General features: G+C 64.7%; 16 protein-coding genes and 1 tRNA gene. 7 read left to right on the plus strand and 10 right to left on the minus strand.

What is annotated here, in order from left to right; all coding sequences use genetic code 11:
- Positions 1–13: 13 nt before the first annotated feature.
- The 3 genes from mshC to HGK58_RS08715 are packed head-to-tail and all read right to left on the minus strand — an operon-like array spanning position 14 to position 3,436.
- Positions 14–1,255 carry a cysteine--1-D-myo-inosityl 2-amino-2-deoxy-alpha-D-glucopyranoside ligase gene (gene mshC / locus HGK58_RS08705; RefSeq protein WP_168627197.1) on the minus strand — a complete coding sequence of 414 codons (1,242 nt, stop codon included), beginning with the start codon at positions 1,253–1,255 and terminating at the stop codon, positions 14–16.
- A complete protein-coding gene (locus HGK58_RS08710; protein ID WP_168627198.1) occupies positions 1,252–2,109 on the minus strand; it encodes an undecaprenyl-diphosphate phosphatase in 858 nt (285 codons plus the stop codon). Before HGK58_RS08710 ends, mshC begins: the two co-directional genes overlap by 4 nt.
- Before the next feature lie 16 nt (positions 2,110–2,125).
- On the minus strand, positions 2,126–3,436 hold the full coding sequence (locus HGK58_RS08715; RefSeq protein WP_168627199.1) for a M20/M25/M40 family metallo-hydrolase: 1,311 nt from the start codon (positions 3,434–3,436) through the stop codon (positions 2,126–2,128).
- An 81-nt stretch (positions 3,437–3,517) separates the two neighbouring features.
- On the opposite strand from HGK58_RS08715, the gene HGK58_RS08720 reads away from it, so the two are divergent.
- Positions 3,518–3,602, plus strand: a tRNA-Leu gene (locus tag HGK58_RS08720).
- A gap of 175 nt (positions 3,603–3,777) precedes the next feature.
- Complete coding sequence (locus HGK58_RS08725; RefSeq protein WP_168627200.1) at positions 3,778–5,304, plus strand: restriction endonuclease; 1,527 nt, start codon at positions 3,778–3,780, stop codon at positions 5,302–5,304.
- 152 nt (positions 5,305–5,456) lie between these two features.
- Here the strand turns inward: HGK58_RS08725 and HGK58_RS08730 are convergent, their stop codons facing one another.
- The 6 genes from HGK58_RS08730 to HGK58_RS08755 form a co-directional block, all read right to left on the minus strand.
- A complete protein-coding gene (locus HGK58_RS08730) occupies positions 5,457–5,945 on the minus strand; it encodes a hypothetical protein (RefSeq protein WP_168627201.1) in 489 nt (162 codons plus the stop codon).
- Positions 5,946–6,476: 531 nt separating this feature from the next.
- Complete coding sequence (locus HGK58_RS08735) at positions 6,477–6,836, minus strand: hypothetical protein (RefSeq protein WP_168627202.1); 360 nt, start codon at positions 6,834–6,836, stop codon at positions 6,477–6,479.
- A 243-nt stretch (positions 6,837–7,079) separates the two neighbouring features.
- A complete protein-coding gene (locus HGK58_RS08740) occupies positions 7,080–7,802 on the minus strand; it encodes a hypothetical protein (RefSeq protein ID WP_168627203.1) in 723 nt (240 codons plus the stop codon).
- On the minus strand, positions 7,799–8,902 hold the full coding sequence (locus tag HGK58_RS08745; protein ID WP_227411904.1) for an FtsX-like permease family protein: 1,104 nt from the start codon (positions 8,900–8,902) through the stop codon (positions 7,799–7,801). Before HGK58_RS08745 ends, HGK58_RS08740 begins: the two co-directional genes overlap by 4 nt.
- The gene (locus HGK58_RS08750; RefSeq protein ID WP_168627204.1) at positions 8,899–9,537 is read right to left on the minus strand and encodes an ATP-binding cassette domain-containing protein; all 639 of its coding nucleotides are present in this window, start codon (positions 9,535–9,537) and stop codon (positions 8,899–8,901) included. The genes HGK58_RS08745 and HGK58_RS08750 overlap by 4 nt, the downstream gene beginning before the upstream one ends.
- A gap of 1 nt (position 9,538) precedes the next feature.
- Complete coding sequence (locus HGK58_RS08755; RefSeq protein ID WP_210422809.1) at positions 9,539–10,624, minus strand: peptidoglycan-binding domain-containing protein; 1,086 nt, start codon at positions 10,622–10,624, stop codon at positions 9,539–9,541.
- 240 nt (positions 10,625–10,864) lie between these two features.
- Here HGK58_RS08755 and HGK58_RS08760 point away from each other — a divergent pair, with 240 nt between their 5' ends.
- The 5 genes from HGK58_RS08760 (at position 10,865) to HGK58_RS08780 (ending at position 14,598) form a co-directional block, all read left to right on the plus strand.
- On the plus strand, positions 10,865–11,470 hold the full coding sequence (locus HGK58_RS08760; protein WP_168627205.1) for a hypothetical protein: 606 nt from the start codon (positions 10,865–10,867) through the stop codon (positions 11,468–11,470).
- Between the two features lie 89 nt (positions 11,471–11,559).
- Positions 11,560–12,267, plus strand: coding sequence for a hypothetical protein (locus HGK58_RS08765; protein ID WP_168627206.1), 708 nt, complete (start codon positions 11,560–11,562; stop codon positions 12,265–12,267).
- A 374-nt stretch (positions 12,268–12,641) separates the two neighbouring features.
- The gene (locus tag HGK58_RS08770) at positions 12,642–13,040 is read left to right on the plus strand and encodes a hypothetical protein (RefSeq protein WP_168627207.1); all 399 of its coding nucleotides are present in this window, start codon (positions 12,642–12,644) and stop codon (positions 13,038–13,040) included.
- 80 nt (positions 13,041–13,120) lie between these two features.
- Positions 13,121–13,804: a hypothetical protein gene (locus tag HGK58_RS08775; protein ID WP_168627208.1), complete on the plus strand. Its 684-nt coding sequence runs from the start codon at positions 13,121–13,123 to the stop codon at positions 13,802–13,804.
- A gap of 41 nt (positions 13,805–13,845) precedes the next feature.
- A complete protein-coding gene (locus tag HGK58_RS08780; protein ID WP_168627209.1) occupies positions 13,846–14,598 on the plus strand; it encodes a LysM domain-containing protein in 753 nt (250 codons plus the stop codon).
- A 103-nt stretch (positions 14,599–14,701) separates the two neighbouring features.
- Here HGK58_RS08780 and HGK58_RS08785 read toward each other — a convergent pair whose 3' ends face one another.
- Entirely contained in the window at positions 14,702–15,943 is a 1,242-nt protein-coding gene (locus tag HGK58_RS08785; RefSeq protein WP_168627210.1) for a hypothetical protein, read from the minus strand.
- Positions 15,944–16,090 lie beyond the last annotated feature (147 nt).

Consider the following 16,090-nt stretch of genomic DNA (forward strand, 5'->3'; position numbering starts at 1 on the left):
GCTTCGCGATCCCTCAACCAGCGGTTGAGAGGCGGATGCCTAGGAGCGCGTCGATCGCCTCGACCGTGACGCGGCTCGGGGTGCGACCGGCCGCCACCTCGGCGTCGAGCAGCGTGAGCACTCCGGCCGTGTCCAGGTCGTCGGCGAGCAGTTCGCGCATGTTCTTGAGCACCGATACGTCTTCCCCGGATGCGCCGGCCGCCCACGCCCGCCACGAGGCGAGCCGCTGCTGCGCCCGCTCGAGCACGGCATCCGTCCACTCCCGGTCGGAGCGGTAGTGCCCGTCCAGCAGCGCGAGCCGGATCGCCGCAGGGTCGACCCCGGCCTCCCGCAGCCGCGACACGAACACCAGGTTGCCGAGCGACTTGCTCATCTTCTCGCCGCGGTAGCCGACCATTCCGGCGTGCGAGTAGACGCGCGCCCAGTCGGTCCCGGTGAGCGCGGCAGAGTGGGCAGCGCTGAACTCGTGGTGCGGGAACAGCAGGTCAGATCCCCCGCCGTTGAGAGTGATCGGCGCAGCCAAGTGCGTGAGGCCGATTACCGAGCACTCGATGTGCCAGCCGGGCCGTCCGCGCCCGACCGCGGAGTCCCAGGCCGGCTCCCCGTCGCGTTCGGCACGCCACAGCAGCGGGTCCAGCGCATCGCGCTTGCCCGGCCGGTCCGGGTCTCCCCCGCGCTCGGCCGATAGCTGCAGCATCGTCTCCCGGTCGAGCCCGCTCTCCTGCCCGAGGTGCCAGGGCGAAACCTCGGCGGCCGCGGCGATGTCGAAGTAGAGGTCGGGTGCGGCATCCGGGCTCTCCACCTCGTAGGCGAGTCCCTGCTCACGCAGCGTGGCGACAGCATCTGCGATCCGGTCGACCGACTCGACGACGCCGACGAAGTGGGTGGGCGGCAGGATGCGCAGCGCCTCCATGTCGGTGCGGTACAGCTCCAACTGGCTCTCGGCGAGCTCACGCCAGTCGACGTCGGTGGCGGTCGCCCGCTCGAGCAGCGGGTCGTCGACGTCGGTTGTGTTCTGCACGTAGTCGACCCGCGCGCGGGCGTCGCGCAGCACGCGCACGAGTGTGTCGTAGGCCAGGTAGGTGGCGGCGTGGCCCAGGTGGGTGGCGTCGTAGGGGGTGATGCCGCACACGTAGACGGATGCGACGCCGTCGACCTCAAGCGGCGTGAGAGCACCCGTCGCCGAGTCCCTCATCCGCGGCAGCGGTGCGTTGCCCGGCAGCGTCGGCACCGGGACTTCGTTCCAGGACTTCACGGCTGCAGCACACCCGTCGACAGCATCACGATGATCGCCCCGCCGAGCAGCACCCGGTAGAGCACGAACGGCAGGAACGAGCGCTTCGAGATGTAGTTCATGAAGAACGCGATCACTCCGAGCGCGACCACGAACGCGACGCCGGTGGCGGCCGCCGTCTCGAGCCCGGTGAACACTTCTGGCGCGCATCCGGCTGCAGCACCGCCCTCGCACGTGCTCGTCGCGGTCTTGACCAGCTGGAACAGTCCGCTGCCGAAGACTGCCGGGATAGCGAGCAGGAACGAGTAACGCGCCGCGGATGGCCGGTCGTAGCCCATGATCAGTCCGGCGGTGATGGTGCCGCCGGAGCGGGAGACGCCGGGGATCAGGGCGAGCGCCTGCGCGAAGCCGAAGATGACCGCGTGCCGCCAGCCGAGTTTGTCGAGTGTGAGGGTCTTACGTCCCAGCCAGTCGGCGATGCCGAGGATGATGCCGAAGCCGATGAGGGTGAACGCGACGATCCACAGCGACCGGAGGGTGGTCTCGATCTGGTCCTGGAACAGCAGCCCGAGGATGACGATCGGGATGCTGCCGAGGATGATGTACCAGCCCATGAGGGCATCCGGATCCTTGCGCGGGACGCTGCCGGTGAGAGACCGGAACCAGCGGCCGATGATGCGCGTGATGTCACGCCAGAAGAACACGACCACGGCGGTCTCGGTGCCGAGCTGCGTGATGGCAGTGAACGCCGCGCCGGGATCTTCGCCGCTGCCGAGGAACTCCCCGACGATGCGCAGGTGGGCGCTCGAGGAGATCGGCAGGAATTCGGTCAGCCCCTGTACGAGGCCCAGGATGAGCGCGTCGATGATGCCCAAGTGAGGCCGCTTCCGATCAGTAGTCCAACAGCAGCTGCGCGAGCACCTGCCTGCCAAAGACTAATGCGTCGAGCGGGACGCGCTCGTCAACGCCGTGGAACATGCCCGGGAAGTCGAGCTCGGCCGGGAGGCGCAGCGGCGCGAAGCCGTAGCCGGTGATGCCGAGCTTGCTGAGCGCCTTGTTGTCGGTGCCGCCGGAGAGCATGTACGGGAGCACCGGCGCGCCCGGGTCGTGCTCGCCGAGTACCCGGGTGATCTCGTCGACGAGCGGGCCGTCGAACGGCGTCTCGAGGCCGACATCCTGCGTCACGATCTGAAGCTCGATGTCGTCGCCGATGAGTTCGCGCACCTCCGCGAGCACCTGCTCCTCCTCACCGGGCAGGGTGCGGATGTCGATGAGGGCCGACGCGGTCTCCGGGATGACGTTGTGCTTGTAGCCGGCGCTGAGCAGCGTCGGATTGGTGGTCGTGCGCAGCGACGCCTGGATGAAACCGGCGGCGGTGCCGGTGGCGAGCACGATGTCATCAGGGCCCGCGGTCTGCGGGTCGACCTCGAGGATGCGTGCGAGCTCGGCGATGAGCTGGCTGGTGGTGTCGGTGAGCCGCACCGGCCACTCGCGGCGTCCGATGGCGGCGACCGCCTCGGCCAGGCGGGTGACCGCGTTGTCGCGGATGTAACGCGAGCCGTGCGCGGCGCGCCCCTTCGCGACGAGCCGGATCCAGACCAGCGACTTCTCCCCCGTCTGCAGCAGGTAGGCACGCTGGCCGTTGAGGCTGACCGAGTAGCCGCCGACCTCGCTGATGGCTTCGGTGGCGCCAGCGAAGAGTTCCGGATGGGTGTCGACCAGGTAGTGCGCGCCGTACTCTCCCCCGGCCTCCTCGTCGGCGAAGAACGCGATGACGAGGTCGCGGGCTGGCTGCTGGCCGCTGCCGAGGATGTCCTGCAGCGCGGTGACGATCATCGCGTCCATGTTCTTCATGTCCACGGCGCCGCGGCCCCAGAGCATGCCGTCTTTGATGACCCCCTCGAACGGGTCGACGCTCCAGTCCTCCGCCTGGGCGGGGACGACATCCGTGTGCCCGTGCACGACTAGCGCTGGCTTGCTGCTGTCGCGGCCCTCGACGCGCGCGACCAGGCTGACGCGGCCGGGTGCGCTCTCGAACAGCTCGGGCTGGAGGCCCAGCTCGGTGAGCTTGACGTTCAGGTACTCGGCAGCATCCGCTTCGCCGTTCGACTTTCCCTCGCCGTAGTTGGTGGTGTCGAAACGGATGAGGTCGCGAGCGATGATCGCGGTGGCGTCAAGTTCTGGGGACGAGGGTGAGGTCATGCCTCAACGGTACCGGTTGCGCAAAACTGGCCCCGCCGAACGTGCTATTCTCGACACTCGGTGAGAGCCGAATAACATCCTGTCCGGATGGCGGAATTGGTAGACGCGCTAGCTTGAGGTGCTAGTGCCCGTATAGGGCGTGGGGGTTCAAGTCCCCCTTCGGACACAAACAACACGTACTGACCACGGAACCCCCGATTCCTGCGGAACCTTCGCACGCGGACGCCCGATCCGCTGCACTTCCGGACATCCGCGCCCCGCGCACCTGGCGCGGTTGACCGCAAAAGGTGCGGTTGGTTTGGTGCCGCGGAGTCACGTCGATGCGATGTCACATGTCTGCCATGCTGCTTGTTGTGCGATCACCTAACTCCGCCCGCGCCGCTGGTGTGAAGATTGGGCGAGCACTTCCGAACGTCCGCGCCTCTGACAAAGAAGTCCTCCGCATCGTCGATGCACAGGTGGTCCCGCAGATCAAGCTTCTCCGAAGCAAGGAAGAACGTCGGGCGGAAGAAATTCGGGGGCTCGTTTGGTTGTTCGCCGTGCTTGCAGTGATGTCAGCCGTCGTGACTGCTGGCCTCTTGATCCCGAACCCCCTGTTAGCGCGAATACCAACTGTTTGGGGTTTTCCGTCGGGTCTCGCAACGGCGTTGTTCATGATCCTGTCGGCAACTGCGTGGCTCTTCTGGCGCGGAGCGAAGGAAGCAGCCCAAGACAAGCAGGCAGCTGAGACCAACGCTCTACGAGCAGCGGCGTTCGAAGGAGTAATCGAGGAGCTCAACAAGCGCCGATTGCAAGAGGGCGTTCCTCTGCGGCGAAGTCATCACCGTGAGGCGAGCGCACCGGACCGCGTCCCCGGCGGCGTGACACCGCGCGGAGCCGAGGCGTTGGTCGCCCAGTGGATGCGACACCTTGGTGAGACCACCGCGGAGACAACGCAATTCCAAGGTGATGGCGGGGTCGACGTCGCCGGTGCAAGATACATCGCCCAGGTGAAGCACTTCGCCGTGAGCGTCGGCGTCGCCTCCATCCGAGAGCTTGCTGGTGTTGCAATCTACGACGGGCGCGCTGCCCTCTTTTTCACAAGCACCGGATACTCAAAAGGCGCGGTGGAGTTCGCGGAGAAATCCGGGGTCGCACTGTTTGTCTATGACGCGAAGCTAGCTGAGCTGCGAGGCATTAACGAGTTCGCCATTCGGTTGCTTGAGGTTGGGCTTGGTGCATTGGAGGGGGGCATCATCGCCAACGAAGCTAGAACGCTCCTGGCTGCCGAAGGTGATGCAGAAGACCTTCTAGAAACGGTGGAACTCCCTGGGCTTGCTCGGTTGAAGCCAACGACCTCAGCAGTGAGTAGCGCAAATGCGGTCGTATTCGTTGAGGCTCTGACGAGCAACTCTGGATGGCTAATCGATCAAGCGCTGAAACTGCTGGTAAACCGTCAAGACCCTGCAGTTGCGGACGCCGTGAAGTCGCTTGACCAAGATGAAGTCACCATGTGGGAGTCCCGCTTGAACGTTGTTCTCATTCGAGCAACAAACGCGGCAGAGCCTATCGAGGAGGTCCGACGAGCTGCAACGGCTGGCGCCGCCGAGCGCGCTGGGGCCGCACTGCTTTTGACGCATCTGGTGGACACTGACTCGGCCCAATCGGAGCTGCTTTCAATGCTCCGGCGAGATCGCGATGCCACAGTCCGCTATTACGCGGACGCGGAAGTGCTAACTGACTCGGAGTACTGGTCGTGTCGCCCGTGTGGACATCACAACGAGATGACGCTAACCGAATGCTCACGGTGCAATCATTCCCCGGGTTGGCTGACGGGGCTAGTGCCTGAGGATGAAGGAGATGAGGAGTTGGACCCGATTGAGATTTGACCGAAGCGTGCACGGAGTTCGCTGATCGACTGAATCTATGAGCGCACGCCCGATTTCCAAGAATTGTTGACGGTGGTGGCCGAGACCAGCGCATTGGACAACTGATCGGCTCCGAACGGGTATGGGGGCCGACGACGGTTACCTGAACTGACTCAGCAGGTCTCCAGAAATGCCCTGGCCTTTGCGAGGGGGATCCCAAGCGCCTTACCTTCGACCTGAGACCGATACACCTCGTCTCGACGGTGTCGGTCGAGACGGGCGCCGGCGTGAAGTGGAGGGTAGACGCGGGCGGAGATTCTTACAATTTGCCCCGTACTGCGCCACTCTCCGCTGGTCTTCATCCACATCTCTGCGTCGACCAAACCGACCGTGTAGGGATTGCTCTGGGCGGAGTGCTCGACCTCTCCACGGAAGTAGACCAGCGCTCCCAGCACCTGGCCCTCGGCGGATGCTGCGCGAGATGCATGATACTTAGCGCCAAGGTGCTGGCGTTCGCGTTCCTCCGAGCGATACAGCCAGGCGAGGCCATCCAGTAGCGCGGACCAAGCGACATCTTCATCTGGGTTCATGATCGACGCTTCGAGAGCCTTTTCGGCGCGACGGATGCCCGCCAGATATCGTGAACCGTCAGGCGCCTGCATGTACTTATGATGGCCGATCTCTGGCTCGCGGCCTTGCAAGGTTCGGTGCCGATTGGTTTGATCCTCTGCGGAACCACCAGAAGGCACTGCGCAGCCTTCCGTGCGGGTTGGGCAGGGACGGCGGCTTGCGTCCCATCAAGGGTCATCGGCACTCACTACCCTTCGACCGAGCGGACCTCTCACCCGGCGTCCCGGAGGCGCTCAATGCACTGAACCATTGGGCACGGAGCCGGAGTGTGGAATTTGGAGCGTTATCTCGTGGAATGGCTTTTCCGAAGGTCATGAACTCCCCTGTGTTCTCGGGCCAAAATGAATTGTCCGAACCTCCCACAACAAGACTGAATTACTCCGGAAACCCCGTTCTTCAACGGCACTTTCGCACGCGACCGCCCGATCCGCGCCACTTCCGGACATCCGCGCACCGCGCACCTGGCGCGGCTGTCCGCATCGCGCGCGTGTCGGTGATCGGCTCGCCGCCAAGTGCCTTCAGCGACGTCGTTGGAATGACTGGACTGAGAGTGCTAGTTTCGCTCAGCCGCTGACACCTGCAGACCATTGGGGCTGAGGGCAGGATTCGTTTAGTCGACGATAATTGTCTTCGTCCATGTTCCTGAGATCTACGTAGCTCCACGCAGCCCAGAGCGTGGTGTTGTACGTCTCGACGTAGGTTTGGAGCGTCGGTGCAAGCGGGATCTCGTGGCCATGGTCGAGCAGGCATTCTCGCGTCCGCAACTCTGCGTCATGGAGGCGTTCTTTCTCATCGTCGTCCAGAACCTGCATGGCATCAATCTCGGCCATGCACTCATCAGCATCTTCCTCGTATAGCGGCTTCTGCTCGATGGGAATCGTGCGGCTGTCCGCGACGACTCCACCATCCCAATCGATGGTCACGTCCCAGCCGTGGTCTCTGAGGCAGAGGTACAGCAGGTCACCTAACGGTGACTTGCTCAGCGGGTCCGGTGGCGAGGGAGCACTCGAGCTAGCCGGCGACGTCACGGACGGTTCGCTGCACCCAGGCGGGAAGCCTGTCCCCAGAAGTAGGACAGTAATCGGGCCGATCGATCGGATCATCTCTCCTCCGGACTCGGCGAGGCAATCTGGCATTCACTCATAGGCGGTGCCCACTCTGTGAGGTCACCCGATGAAGTGGTCCGGAACTTGCGGACAGACCCGGTTGATGCGCGCCAGTTCGTCCGGGCCGACAGCGGCGTCCGCAACACCGGCATAGATGAACCAACCGCCATCTGTGCGATATGTCTCCTGGAAGCGCTGCAGGCTTGGGGCTGGCGGCACCTCATAACCCTCGCCTTCAAGGCAGGGCTTGAGTGAGTTCAGGTAGTAGTCGTACAGCTGCGTGATCTTTGCATCGGTCATTGGCGCGTTGTACTTCGGATGCACCGGATACATCGCCTCGCACGTGTAGAAGGCGAGGAAGTAGGGTTCGCTTTCTGGCCCACCTTTGACTCCCCACGATCCGTTCGCGTCCGGGACGACGTGGTGCCCCAGCTCGGCTAAGCAGTCGGGGATGATCGTCGTCCAGTCGGCTTGGTCTATCAGCCGGACTCGGTCCACCTCGGGGCGTATGGCGTCAGGGTGGATGGAGGCGACGTTGCGCCAGGCATTGTCGAGGTACTTGCTGACGAGCTCTTGCTCGACTGCGGTGAGGTCCTGGTTCAGCGACTCGTTCGGTTCTGGTGGTGGCGGTTCCGTTTCGGCAGCGCAGCTCGACAGCGCAAGAGCACAGATCACTCCGACAGCAGCGGAAGCTGTTGTACGCACGGCACGACGTCCGGACATCCGCGCCCTGCGCAACCGGCGCGAATGTCCGGAGCGCGAGCGAGAGACCGGAAGAGTCATGGGACGCGCAGCTCCTTCAGTGGGTCGCGGCGGGCTGCCGCGAGTGCGGGCACAAGGGCGGCGACCAGCCCGGTGACGATGGCCAGGATTGCGACGGCTGCGAAGAATGCGATGCCGGGGAGTGGGTCGCCGGATGCCGCCAGCCCGATCGCCGCGGCCGCGCATCCAACGACCGCCCCGACCAGGGCGAGTGCGCCGATCTGTGTCAGCAGCAGTGCAACGATGAGGCTTTGGGAGGCGCCGAGGGCGCGGCGGCGGCCGAAGTCCTTGCGGCGCAGCATCACCAGCCCGTACAGGATGGCGGCGACCAGCACCGCGGTGAGCGCGAAGATCACGATCACGAGTCCGCGGCCGAAGCTGCCGAGTTGGCCCTCGACGATGGCGCGCAGTTGGGCGAGGCTCTCGCTGGTGGACAGGGTGACCTTGGTGATGTCGTCGACCGCGAGCACGGATTGAACTGCTGCCGACACCGGGGCGACCAGGTCCGGGCGTTCTGCGATCACCACCAGCACGCTGACCGGCTGCTCGGCGATGTCCGGGCCGCGCTGTTGCGGCACGATCACCAGCGGTTGGAGGAAGCTGAGGTAGTCGGGCACGGCGAACTCGGCGATCACCGCGAACTGGTCGCCGTCGACGGTGGCGATGCCGCCGGCGGCATCCGGCATCCCGAGCTGGGTGAGCGCTGCGGTGGAGGCGAACGCCGACCGGTCGGCCACCGGCGATGCGGCGAGCCCGAGGTCGCTGAGGTTGTCGCCCCAGGCCAGGCGCACCGGCACCCGGGTGCCGTCGGCGAACGCGGTGTTCTGGGTGTCCCTGGCGGGGCCGAACGCGCCGGCCCACTCGATGCCGTCGAGGTTCGCCAGCCGGTCGAGCACGCCGGTGTTGAGCCCGGCGTCGGCTTCGGCGCGCACCACGATGGAGCGGGTGCCGGCGGAGTCGATGGTGCCGATGACCGCCTGTTCGGCGCCGACCGTGCGACCGGTGGTGAGCAGCACGGTGGCGCACATCCCGGCGACCATCACGATGGTGACCACGGATGCCACCGGCTGGCTGAGCGCGGACGCCAGCGCCTCGCGCACCACCGCCCACCACCGGGTCATAACTGGATCACCCGGTCGCAGCGGGCCACCAGGGCGGGGTCGTGGGTGGCGACGATCACTGTCGATCCGGAGACGGCGTGGGAGCGCATCGCATCTACCACCACGGTCGCCGAGTCCTGGTCGAGGTTGCCGGTGGGCTCGTCGGCCAGCAGGATCCGAGGCCGGTTCAGCAGCGCTCGGCAGAGCGCGATGCGCTGCGCCTGCCCGCCGGAGACCTGCCCGGGCTTGTGGGTGGCGCGCAGGTCGACCCCGAACTGCGCCATCAGCTCCAGCGCCCGCGCCTTCGCCTCCTCCCGCGGCTGACCGCGGTAGAGGGCGGTCTCGATCACGTTGTCGAGCACGGTGCGGGTGGCATCCAGCGCGGCGTCCTGGAACACGAACCCAAACAGGCCGGCCCGCATCCGGGCGCGTGCTGCGTCGCGCTGGGAGGCGGCGTCCGCCCCGTCCACCAGCACCTGCCCGGCGCGAGGCGCGAGCATCAGCCCGAGCAGGTAGAGCAGGGTCGACTTGCCGCGACCGGACGGGCCGGTGATCGCCACCACCTCGCCGGCCTCGAAGCGGGCGTCCCAGCCGTCGAGGATCGGCACGCCGCGGCCGTAGCCGAAGCTGATGCCGCGCGCCTCGAGCAGTGCCATCTCAGCCCTCGCTGGCGGGCACGCGCACTCGGACACCAGCCAAGACGCCCTCGATAACCGACATCCCGCGCGCGCTGGTCACCACCGTGACCGGATGGGACTCCCCCGCCTCATCGACCACCGACACCGCACCCCCGGCCGACGACAGCAAAGCGGCGCTGGGCACGACGAGCCCCTGCACCGTCTCCACGGTGACGATCCTCGACCGCAGCAGCGTCTGCCCGGTGACCGGGATGGTCGCGCAGTCTTCGCCGCAGATCGACGCACCGTCGGCGCCGGCCAGTTTCACCACGGTGCCGGATGCCGGGTCGGTCACCCGGTCGACCACGAACGCCTCCCAGGTGCCTGCATCGGTGACAATCTCCACCCGGGTGCCGTTCGGCATCATCGCCGACTGGTTGTCGCTCACCGGCACGGTGAACGCCGGCTCGGCCGGCAGCCCGCGCACGACCGCCTCGCCCCCGGCCAGGCTCGCCCCGCGGTGGATCACCTCGGTATCGAGCGCCACCCGGGTCGGCAGGGCCGGCACGAACACGATGTCACCGGGTTGCACCACCCCATCCCTCGGGAGGCCGAGACTCTTCTGCCAGGCCCGCACCGCGGCATCCGTCGCCGGACCGAACTTGCCATCCGGCGTCGCCGTGAAGAACCCGAGCGCGGCGAGCATGCCCTGCAGCTGCTTCGTGTCGGTGCCATCCGTGCCGCGCGCCAGCGGCCGGAACCCCGGCACCGCACCCTGCCCGATCACCACCGGACGCAGATTCACCGTGTACAGAACCGACCCGTGGGTCACCTCGTCGCCGGCCGCGACATCCACGGTCGTCACCGTGCCGGATGCCTGATTCGTGCCCACCGGCACCGGTGTCCACTCCGCCACCGTGTTCAGGTTAATGCTCGACCCGACCTCGCCCGGCACCACCTCGACGTAGGTGAATGGCGTGGACTCGAGCACATCCTTGGCGGGGGTGAGCACCGTCGCGCCCGCCCAGCCGATACCGGCGCCTGCGACCAGTGCGGCCACCGTCACACCGACCCAGCGGACCCAGCGACGGGATCGATGGCCGGTTATCGAGTCGCCCTCACGCATGGTTCATCCTGACACAGCCAGAGCCCGAGCGCTGGAACGGTGAGTCAAGTCGCGTGTCGAATAGTCGACGATATGGGCAAGCTCTTTGCGTTTCGTACCTGCTCGCAACATTGAAAGCGTCCAGTGATCTGGCCTATGGGTATGGTGCGGTGCAGAGTGTTGGGTAGAACTCCGATTCACGGACAGACGGGTGGATAGATGCGGGGTGGCACTAGATCTACATCCCTCTTCGGAGCCCTCGTGGGCGTCTTGATTCTCGCCATCGCGACGACCGGTTGTGCCACAACTGAGGCGGATGGCGATCCAGTAGATACAACGTCCTCGCTGACCGACGCGCAGATCATTGAGGAGTCTCTCGACCAACACTGGAACCAAGTTCAGACGCAGTACCCGTCTGCTGTGAGGCCGTCCGTCGAGATCGTCCGAACCATCTCAACAGATGAGTGGGCTCAAGTGATGGCGGATTGCCTGACCGAAGAAGGCTTCTCCAGCGTTCGAGCAAACGACGACGGCTCCATTGAGTGGGGAGATATTTCGCAAGTACAGGCTTTTGATGTCGCCCGCTACGTCTGTACTGCGAAGTTCCCACGGGACCCGAAATACCAGCGCCCACTAACCGACGCGCAACTCGATCGGCTCTATTTGTACTATGTGGGCGATCTCACGGAATGCTTGACGGGCCTCGGGTACCAGATATCGCCGCCGCCGAGCCAACAAGTATTTCGTGAGACATACTACGAGGACGCCTGGCTACCGATCGCAGATGCGGCATCTCGGGCCGACTCTCCTGAAAAGTGGGCGGAGATAGTAAGAAGGTGCCCGCAGGCCCCCGATGACCTGTACTAAATATTGACGAGGTCGAGCATTCCTGCCGCCTCGAAAAATGTCATCTCCATGGGGACTCGAACGTGGTGTTGAAAGCATAGGCTCGGCTCATGACTGAGCCATTGTCGGAATCGAGTGAGACGACGGCGTCTCGACGGTGGGCTCCGACCGCAAGGCTGCCAAGAGCCCTATGCGGAGCAGCGAGCGCACTCCTGGTCGCCGTGGTCTTGACCGGTTGCGCTTGGGGAGGCGTTGATGACGAGCGAGAGGCAGCGCCCGACATCTCGCCCCAAGAAGCCTTTGACTATGACGAGTACTTGGTTCTTCAGCAAGCCAGTGGGATCACCAACCCGCCACCGACCACGATGGTGCGGTTGATTTCCGTCAACGAGGCCAACACCGTGTGGTCCGACTGCATGCACGAACAGGGCTACAACGTCTTCGTCACCTTCGACGGGGGTCAGGCTGCGCCCGTCGACCTGCCCGAGAGTCAATACGAGGCTTACGAGCTGGCCAACTACATCTGTTACGCCAGGTATCCCGTGGACCAGTCCACTATCCCGGTTTTCGGCGACGAGCAGATCAACATCCTTTACAGCTACTACGTCGACCACCTGGTGCCTTGTCTAGAGGCCAACGGTTATCCGATTGAGTATGTCCCCAGCAAAGCCACATTCCGAGCCACGTTTGAGTCCGATCAATGGGCCCCATACGGAGCGGTGGATGCCGCGCGGATTAGTGACGAGGACTGGCAGTCGCTTAACGAGTCCTGCCCGCAACGGCCGCCCGACGACATCCTCTACCCGTCGGACGAATAACGGGTGGCACCGCCTTGCACAGCGTCTCCCCTCACCCGCGACGACGTGTCTGGTCATGCATACGAGCCGTGCGTCGGATTCAACTGCGATCGCCCGTACCAGCGACGACGGTTTACCGAGGAATGTGCCTCCGAGTAAGCAAGTGGCTGCTGTCGTTCCCGGCTCTACTCTTTGCGGCTTCGCTAGTTGGCTGCGCCCCGCAGGAGCGGGCGCCGGCTCCGAACGTTGAGCCCTTGAGCGAGGCGGCGCGGGAGGTGGCGTATCGTGATCACGTTCTCTATGAGCGGGACCGCGTTGAGTGGCTACACCCGGGGGCTGTCATCCCCGACGTGGAGCGAGTGCGATTCGTGTCGGCTACCGAGTGGGCGCTTGCCATGGCTGAATGCATGGTCGGTGAGGGTTTCCAGGTTACGGCGCGGCCCGATGGGGGCATCCACGCCGAGCTCGTCCCACCTGAGCAGGGTGAAGCTCAGGCGATCGCCTTCTATGTCTGCTCGGTGCGTTACCCGATCGACCCGATCTACTTGGTTCCCTTGGCCGAGGACCAGATGTATTACCTCTACGACTATTACGTGCTCGAACTTGTCCCCTGTCTTGAGGCCGAGGGCCATGCGATCAGCGAACCTCCGTCGTGGCAGGTGTTTCGCGACGGATATCTGACTGACCCGTGGTCCCCGTACTCCGACCTGCCGCCCAGTGACGAGGACGACTGGATCGCGATCAATGAGAAGTGCCCGCAACAGCCTGCGAACCTCTTTGGGCCCGGCACCTAGCGGCCGGCGGCCTCGCACAATCCTGGCTGCTACGACCCACACATCTGTCCAATCGTTCGCCAGGACAGTAGGGTGAGCGGATGTCAGCACTTTCCATGCGTCGAAAGACTGCTTCGACAGCGAAGCGGGAGCGCCGTACGTTCGATCGGGTTGCGCTGCTTCTTGCCACGACTTGTGCCGGACTTTTCCTGCTGACCGCCTGCACCGTTTACGACACGCATGCATCTCCGCCATCGCCACCTGCAACCCCGTCGTCTGACCAACCGTTCAACGCGATGGATCTGGCCGCCGACATTGCATGGGAGAAAGTCTTGGTCAGATTCCCTGACGCGACCCGACCGGATGTCCATTACATCCGCACACCTGAACACGACGCATACATGGCAACCATCGTCGATTGCCTGTCGGACGAGGGTGTCGAGGCAGCCCTCGCTGAGAACGGCGGTGGCTACGAGTTTCTTAATGGGTACACCGAGCAGGTGGCTGTCGCCGAGTACATCTGCAATGTGATGTACCCGATCGACCCATCGCTCTACCCGATCGCAACCAAAGATCAGATCGGGCAGATATACGACTACTTCGTGACTGGGCTCACCCCATGCCTGGAGCGGGAGGGGCATGAGATCGACGCGCCACCGAGCCGACAATACTTCGTCGACAACTGGCCCCATGCCGGTTGGAACCCCTACTTCAGCGTTGACACTTCGGACCCAGACCGGACGACCATCCTCGAAGAGAAGTGCCCTCCGGTTTGGCCAGGGTAGAGTCCCGGCGGCGCATGACACGAAGCCGCGCAGTATTGGGAATGTCCCTTGTCGCGGTGCTGCTGGTCTCCTGCAGCGCCCTCGGGGATGCACCAACTCGGGCAACGGAATCCCCGGTGGCGACCGCCCAGCCGACCGCCCTGCCGACCGCCAAGCCGCAGCGCATTCCCCAGGGTCTGGTCGCGTCGGGCACATTTCACTCGACTGATGGGACCACGACGGGCGCCGTCGACGTTGTCGTGAACGGGCACGTTGCCGAACTCGAACTCCGCGACCTCGTGTCGACCCATGAGCGGCTCGGCGTGCGTGCACCGCTCCGCGACTCAGAAGGGGACCCCTGCGTGGACAGTCACGCGTTTGCGTTCACCGACATCGTCGCGGGCACCCCGACCGACCCGCTGATCATGCCCTTGTCGTTGGGTCGCGGCGACCCGACATTCATCAGCGAGATCGCCCTGACGACAATGACCCAAGCGGATGGCAGCAGCCACTGCATCAACCTAGTCGTGGCCCGCGCCCCGCTCGTGTGGACCTTCGGCCCCCTGCGTCCTTACCTCGACACTCTCGTCGACGACGGGATCCGGGGTGGCGCGAGCGGCGAAGTGGTCTTCGATGCAACTGGCCGCCCGGTGACCTACACCGTTGCCCCGAACGACCTGCTCCCGGAGGTGGCCGGCCGGTTTGGTATCACTGTCGACGATGTGTTTTACCTCAATCCCGCCCGTGGTCCGTCGCCTCAGGATCCGATGCTGTATGTGGGCGAGGTGCTCAACCTGAACTTCCGCGAACGGTGAGCCGCCTGCGACGCAATCGCTCCGACGCAAGACAAAGCCCGGCCCGAGGCGTTCGCCTCGGGCCGGGCTGGTCATCGGTTCGGTTCGCGGGAATCCGCGTCCGTCATTTCTCCGGCGGGTACCACCCCGATCCGGTGCCGGTCGCGTAGCCATCAGCCGTGACCGACACGGTGGCGGTGTGCGGGCGGCCGAAGTCGTAGACGACGTTGTTGAAGGTGCTGTTATCCCCGACGTTGAACGAGATCACGATCGGGTCGTAGGCTGCTCCGCGGTTCAGGGGTGCGGTCGAGCGGAAGGTCCAGGTCGTTACCATGGATGGGTCCGAGACGGTGGGATCCCCAACGAGTTCCCACGCGCTGTTCCCGAGAGAACCGTACTGTCCAACCGGAATCCAAGAGAAGAATCGGTCCTGAGGCGTCATCGTCATGGTGACGGTGGCAACCGCGGCGTCGCCAGCACCAGCACCGGACAGGGAGACCGGCACCGTTACCGTCAACACTTCATTGCCGGCCGCCTGAGTGATCGGCACGGTCCTCCTCGCCTCGTAGCTCGTCGGATGAGCGAAGGGGCCCACCCACTTGTGCCAGCTCGGGTCGGGAGGCGTCAGGCCACGAGCAAGAGTGCCGAACAGTGACGCCTCGAACGTCACGGTCCCGACGTTGGCAGCGGTCAGGTGCTGCAACGCGTTCGAGAGAGAGACGCACTGGCCCTGGTTGCTGAACAGCGTGCCGAAGCTCTCCCATCCACCGGCCATGCAGTCCGCCTTGGTCAGCGATACGGTCTCCAGCCGGAAGAAGGCATCCGAGCCGCTGTCGATGCCGTTCCAGATGGCCTTGTTCACAAACTCCAAGGAGTGCGATCCAGGACCAACATAGAAGGTGCCCTGGCTGAACGTCGGGTCGGTCATCGAGATGTCGGCACGGGCAATGGCCGACAAGTAGAAACGGGTCGGACACGTGCGGAGCTCTGCAGGGATCTCGGAAGTGGTACCGATGAGCACGCCGTTGTCGAAGACGGAGAACTCATCGCCGTGGCAGAACGAGTCGGTGACCGTCACCTTCGTCAGCTTGGTGGTCTCGAAGACGTACGGCCCGTCGACTGTGCCGCCGCCCACGCCGCCCTGGGTCGTGAACTGCTGCCATCCCGTGTCGACGATGGTGTTCGTGGTCGCGCTTGCCGTCGTTGGCGAGGCAACCACCATGAGGGCGAGTGAGGCGAGCACCGCTAACAGTCGTGTCCGCACGGCTCGCATGGGCGTCCCGGCCAGCTGAGCCGCGGCGCGCGTCTCCCGGTGTCGGTTCTTGTCTGGAGGGTCTTCCGGTTGGACGGTGGCTAACGTGAACATGGTTTCTCTTTTCTACGGGTTAGAAGGCGACAGGCCTGGATTGGCCAGGGCTTCTAATAACAGCGAACTTTAACGTTAGAAGCTACCATGTCTTTTGCTCGCTTTGAAGCCCCCAGTTGCACGGCTTCTTGGGCTGGACAGGAGAAG

The sequence above is a fragment of the Cryobacterium sp. BB307 genome (assembly GCF_012274275.1).
Taxonomy (GTDB): domain Bacteria; phylum Actinomycetota; class Actinomycetes; order Actinomycetales; family Microbacteriaceae; genus Terrimesophilobacter.

What these genes read in the sequence shown, in the direction of transcription:
- HGK58_RS08715 (WP_168627199.1), bottom strand. Translation starts at nt 3,436, where the DNA reads ATGACCTCACCCTCGTCCCCAGAACTTGACGCCACCGCGATCATCGCT.
- HGK58_RS08725 (WP_168627200.1), top strand. Translation starts at nt 3,778, where the DNA reads ATGCTGCTTGTTGTGCGATCACCTAACTCCGCCCGCGCCGCTGGTGTG.
- HGK58_RS08730 (WP_168627201.1), bottom strand. Translation starts at nt 5,945, where the DNA reads ATGCAGGCGCCTGACGGTTCACGATATCTGGCGGGCATCCGTCGCGCC.
- HGK58_RS08740 (WP_168627203.1), bottom strand. Translation starts at nt 7,802, where the DNA reads ATGACTCTTCCGGTCTCTCGCTCGCGCTCCGGACATTCGCGCCGGTTG.
- HGK58_RS08745 (WP_227411904.1), bottom strand. Translation starts at nt 8,902, where the DNA reads ATGACCCGGTGGTGGGCGGTGGTGCGCGAGGCGCTGGCGTCCGCGCTC.
- HGK58_RS08750 (WP_168627204.1), bottom strand. Translation starts at nt 9,537, where the DNA reads ATGGCACTGCTCGAGGCGCGCGGCATCAGCTTCGGCTACGGCCGCGGC.
- HGK58_RS08755 (WP_210422809.1), bottom strand. Translation starts at nt 10,624, where the DNA reads ATGCGTGAGGGCGACTCGATAACCGGCCATCGATCCCGTCGCTGGGTC.
- HGK58_RS08765 (WP_168627206.1), top strand. Translation starts at nt 11,560, where the DNA reads ATGACTGAGCCATTGTCGGAATCGAGTGAGACGACGGCGTCTCGACGG.
- HGK58_RS08770 (WP_168627207.1), top strand. Translation starts at nt 12,642, where the DNA reads ATGGCTGAATGCATGGTCGGTGAGGGTTTCCAGGTTACGGCGCGGCCC.
- HGK58_RS08775 (WP_168627208.1), top strand. Translation starts at nt 13,121, where the DNA reads ATGTCAGCACTTTCCATGCGTCGAAAGACTGCTTCGACAGCGAAGCGG.
- HGK58_RS08780 (WP_168627209.1), top strand. Translation starts at nt 13,846, where the DNA reads ATGTCCCTTGTCGCGGTGCTGCTGGTCTCCTGCAGCGCCCTCGGGGAT.
- HGK58_RS08785 (WP_168627210.1), bottom strand. Translation starts at nt 15,943, where the DNA reads ATGTTCACGTTAGCCACCGTCCAACCGGAAGACCCTCCAGACAAGAAC.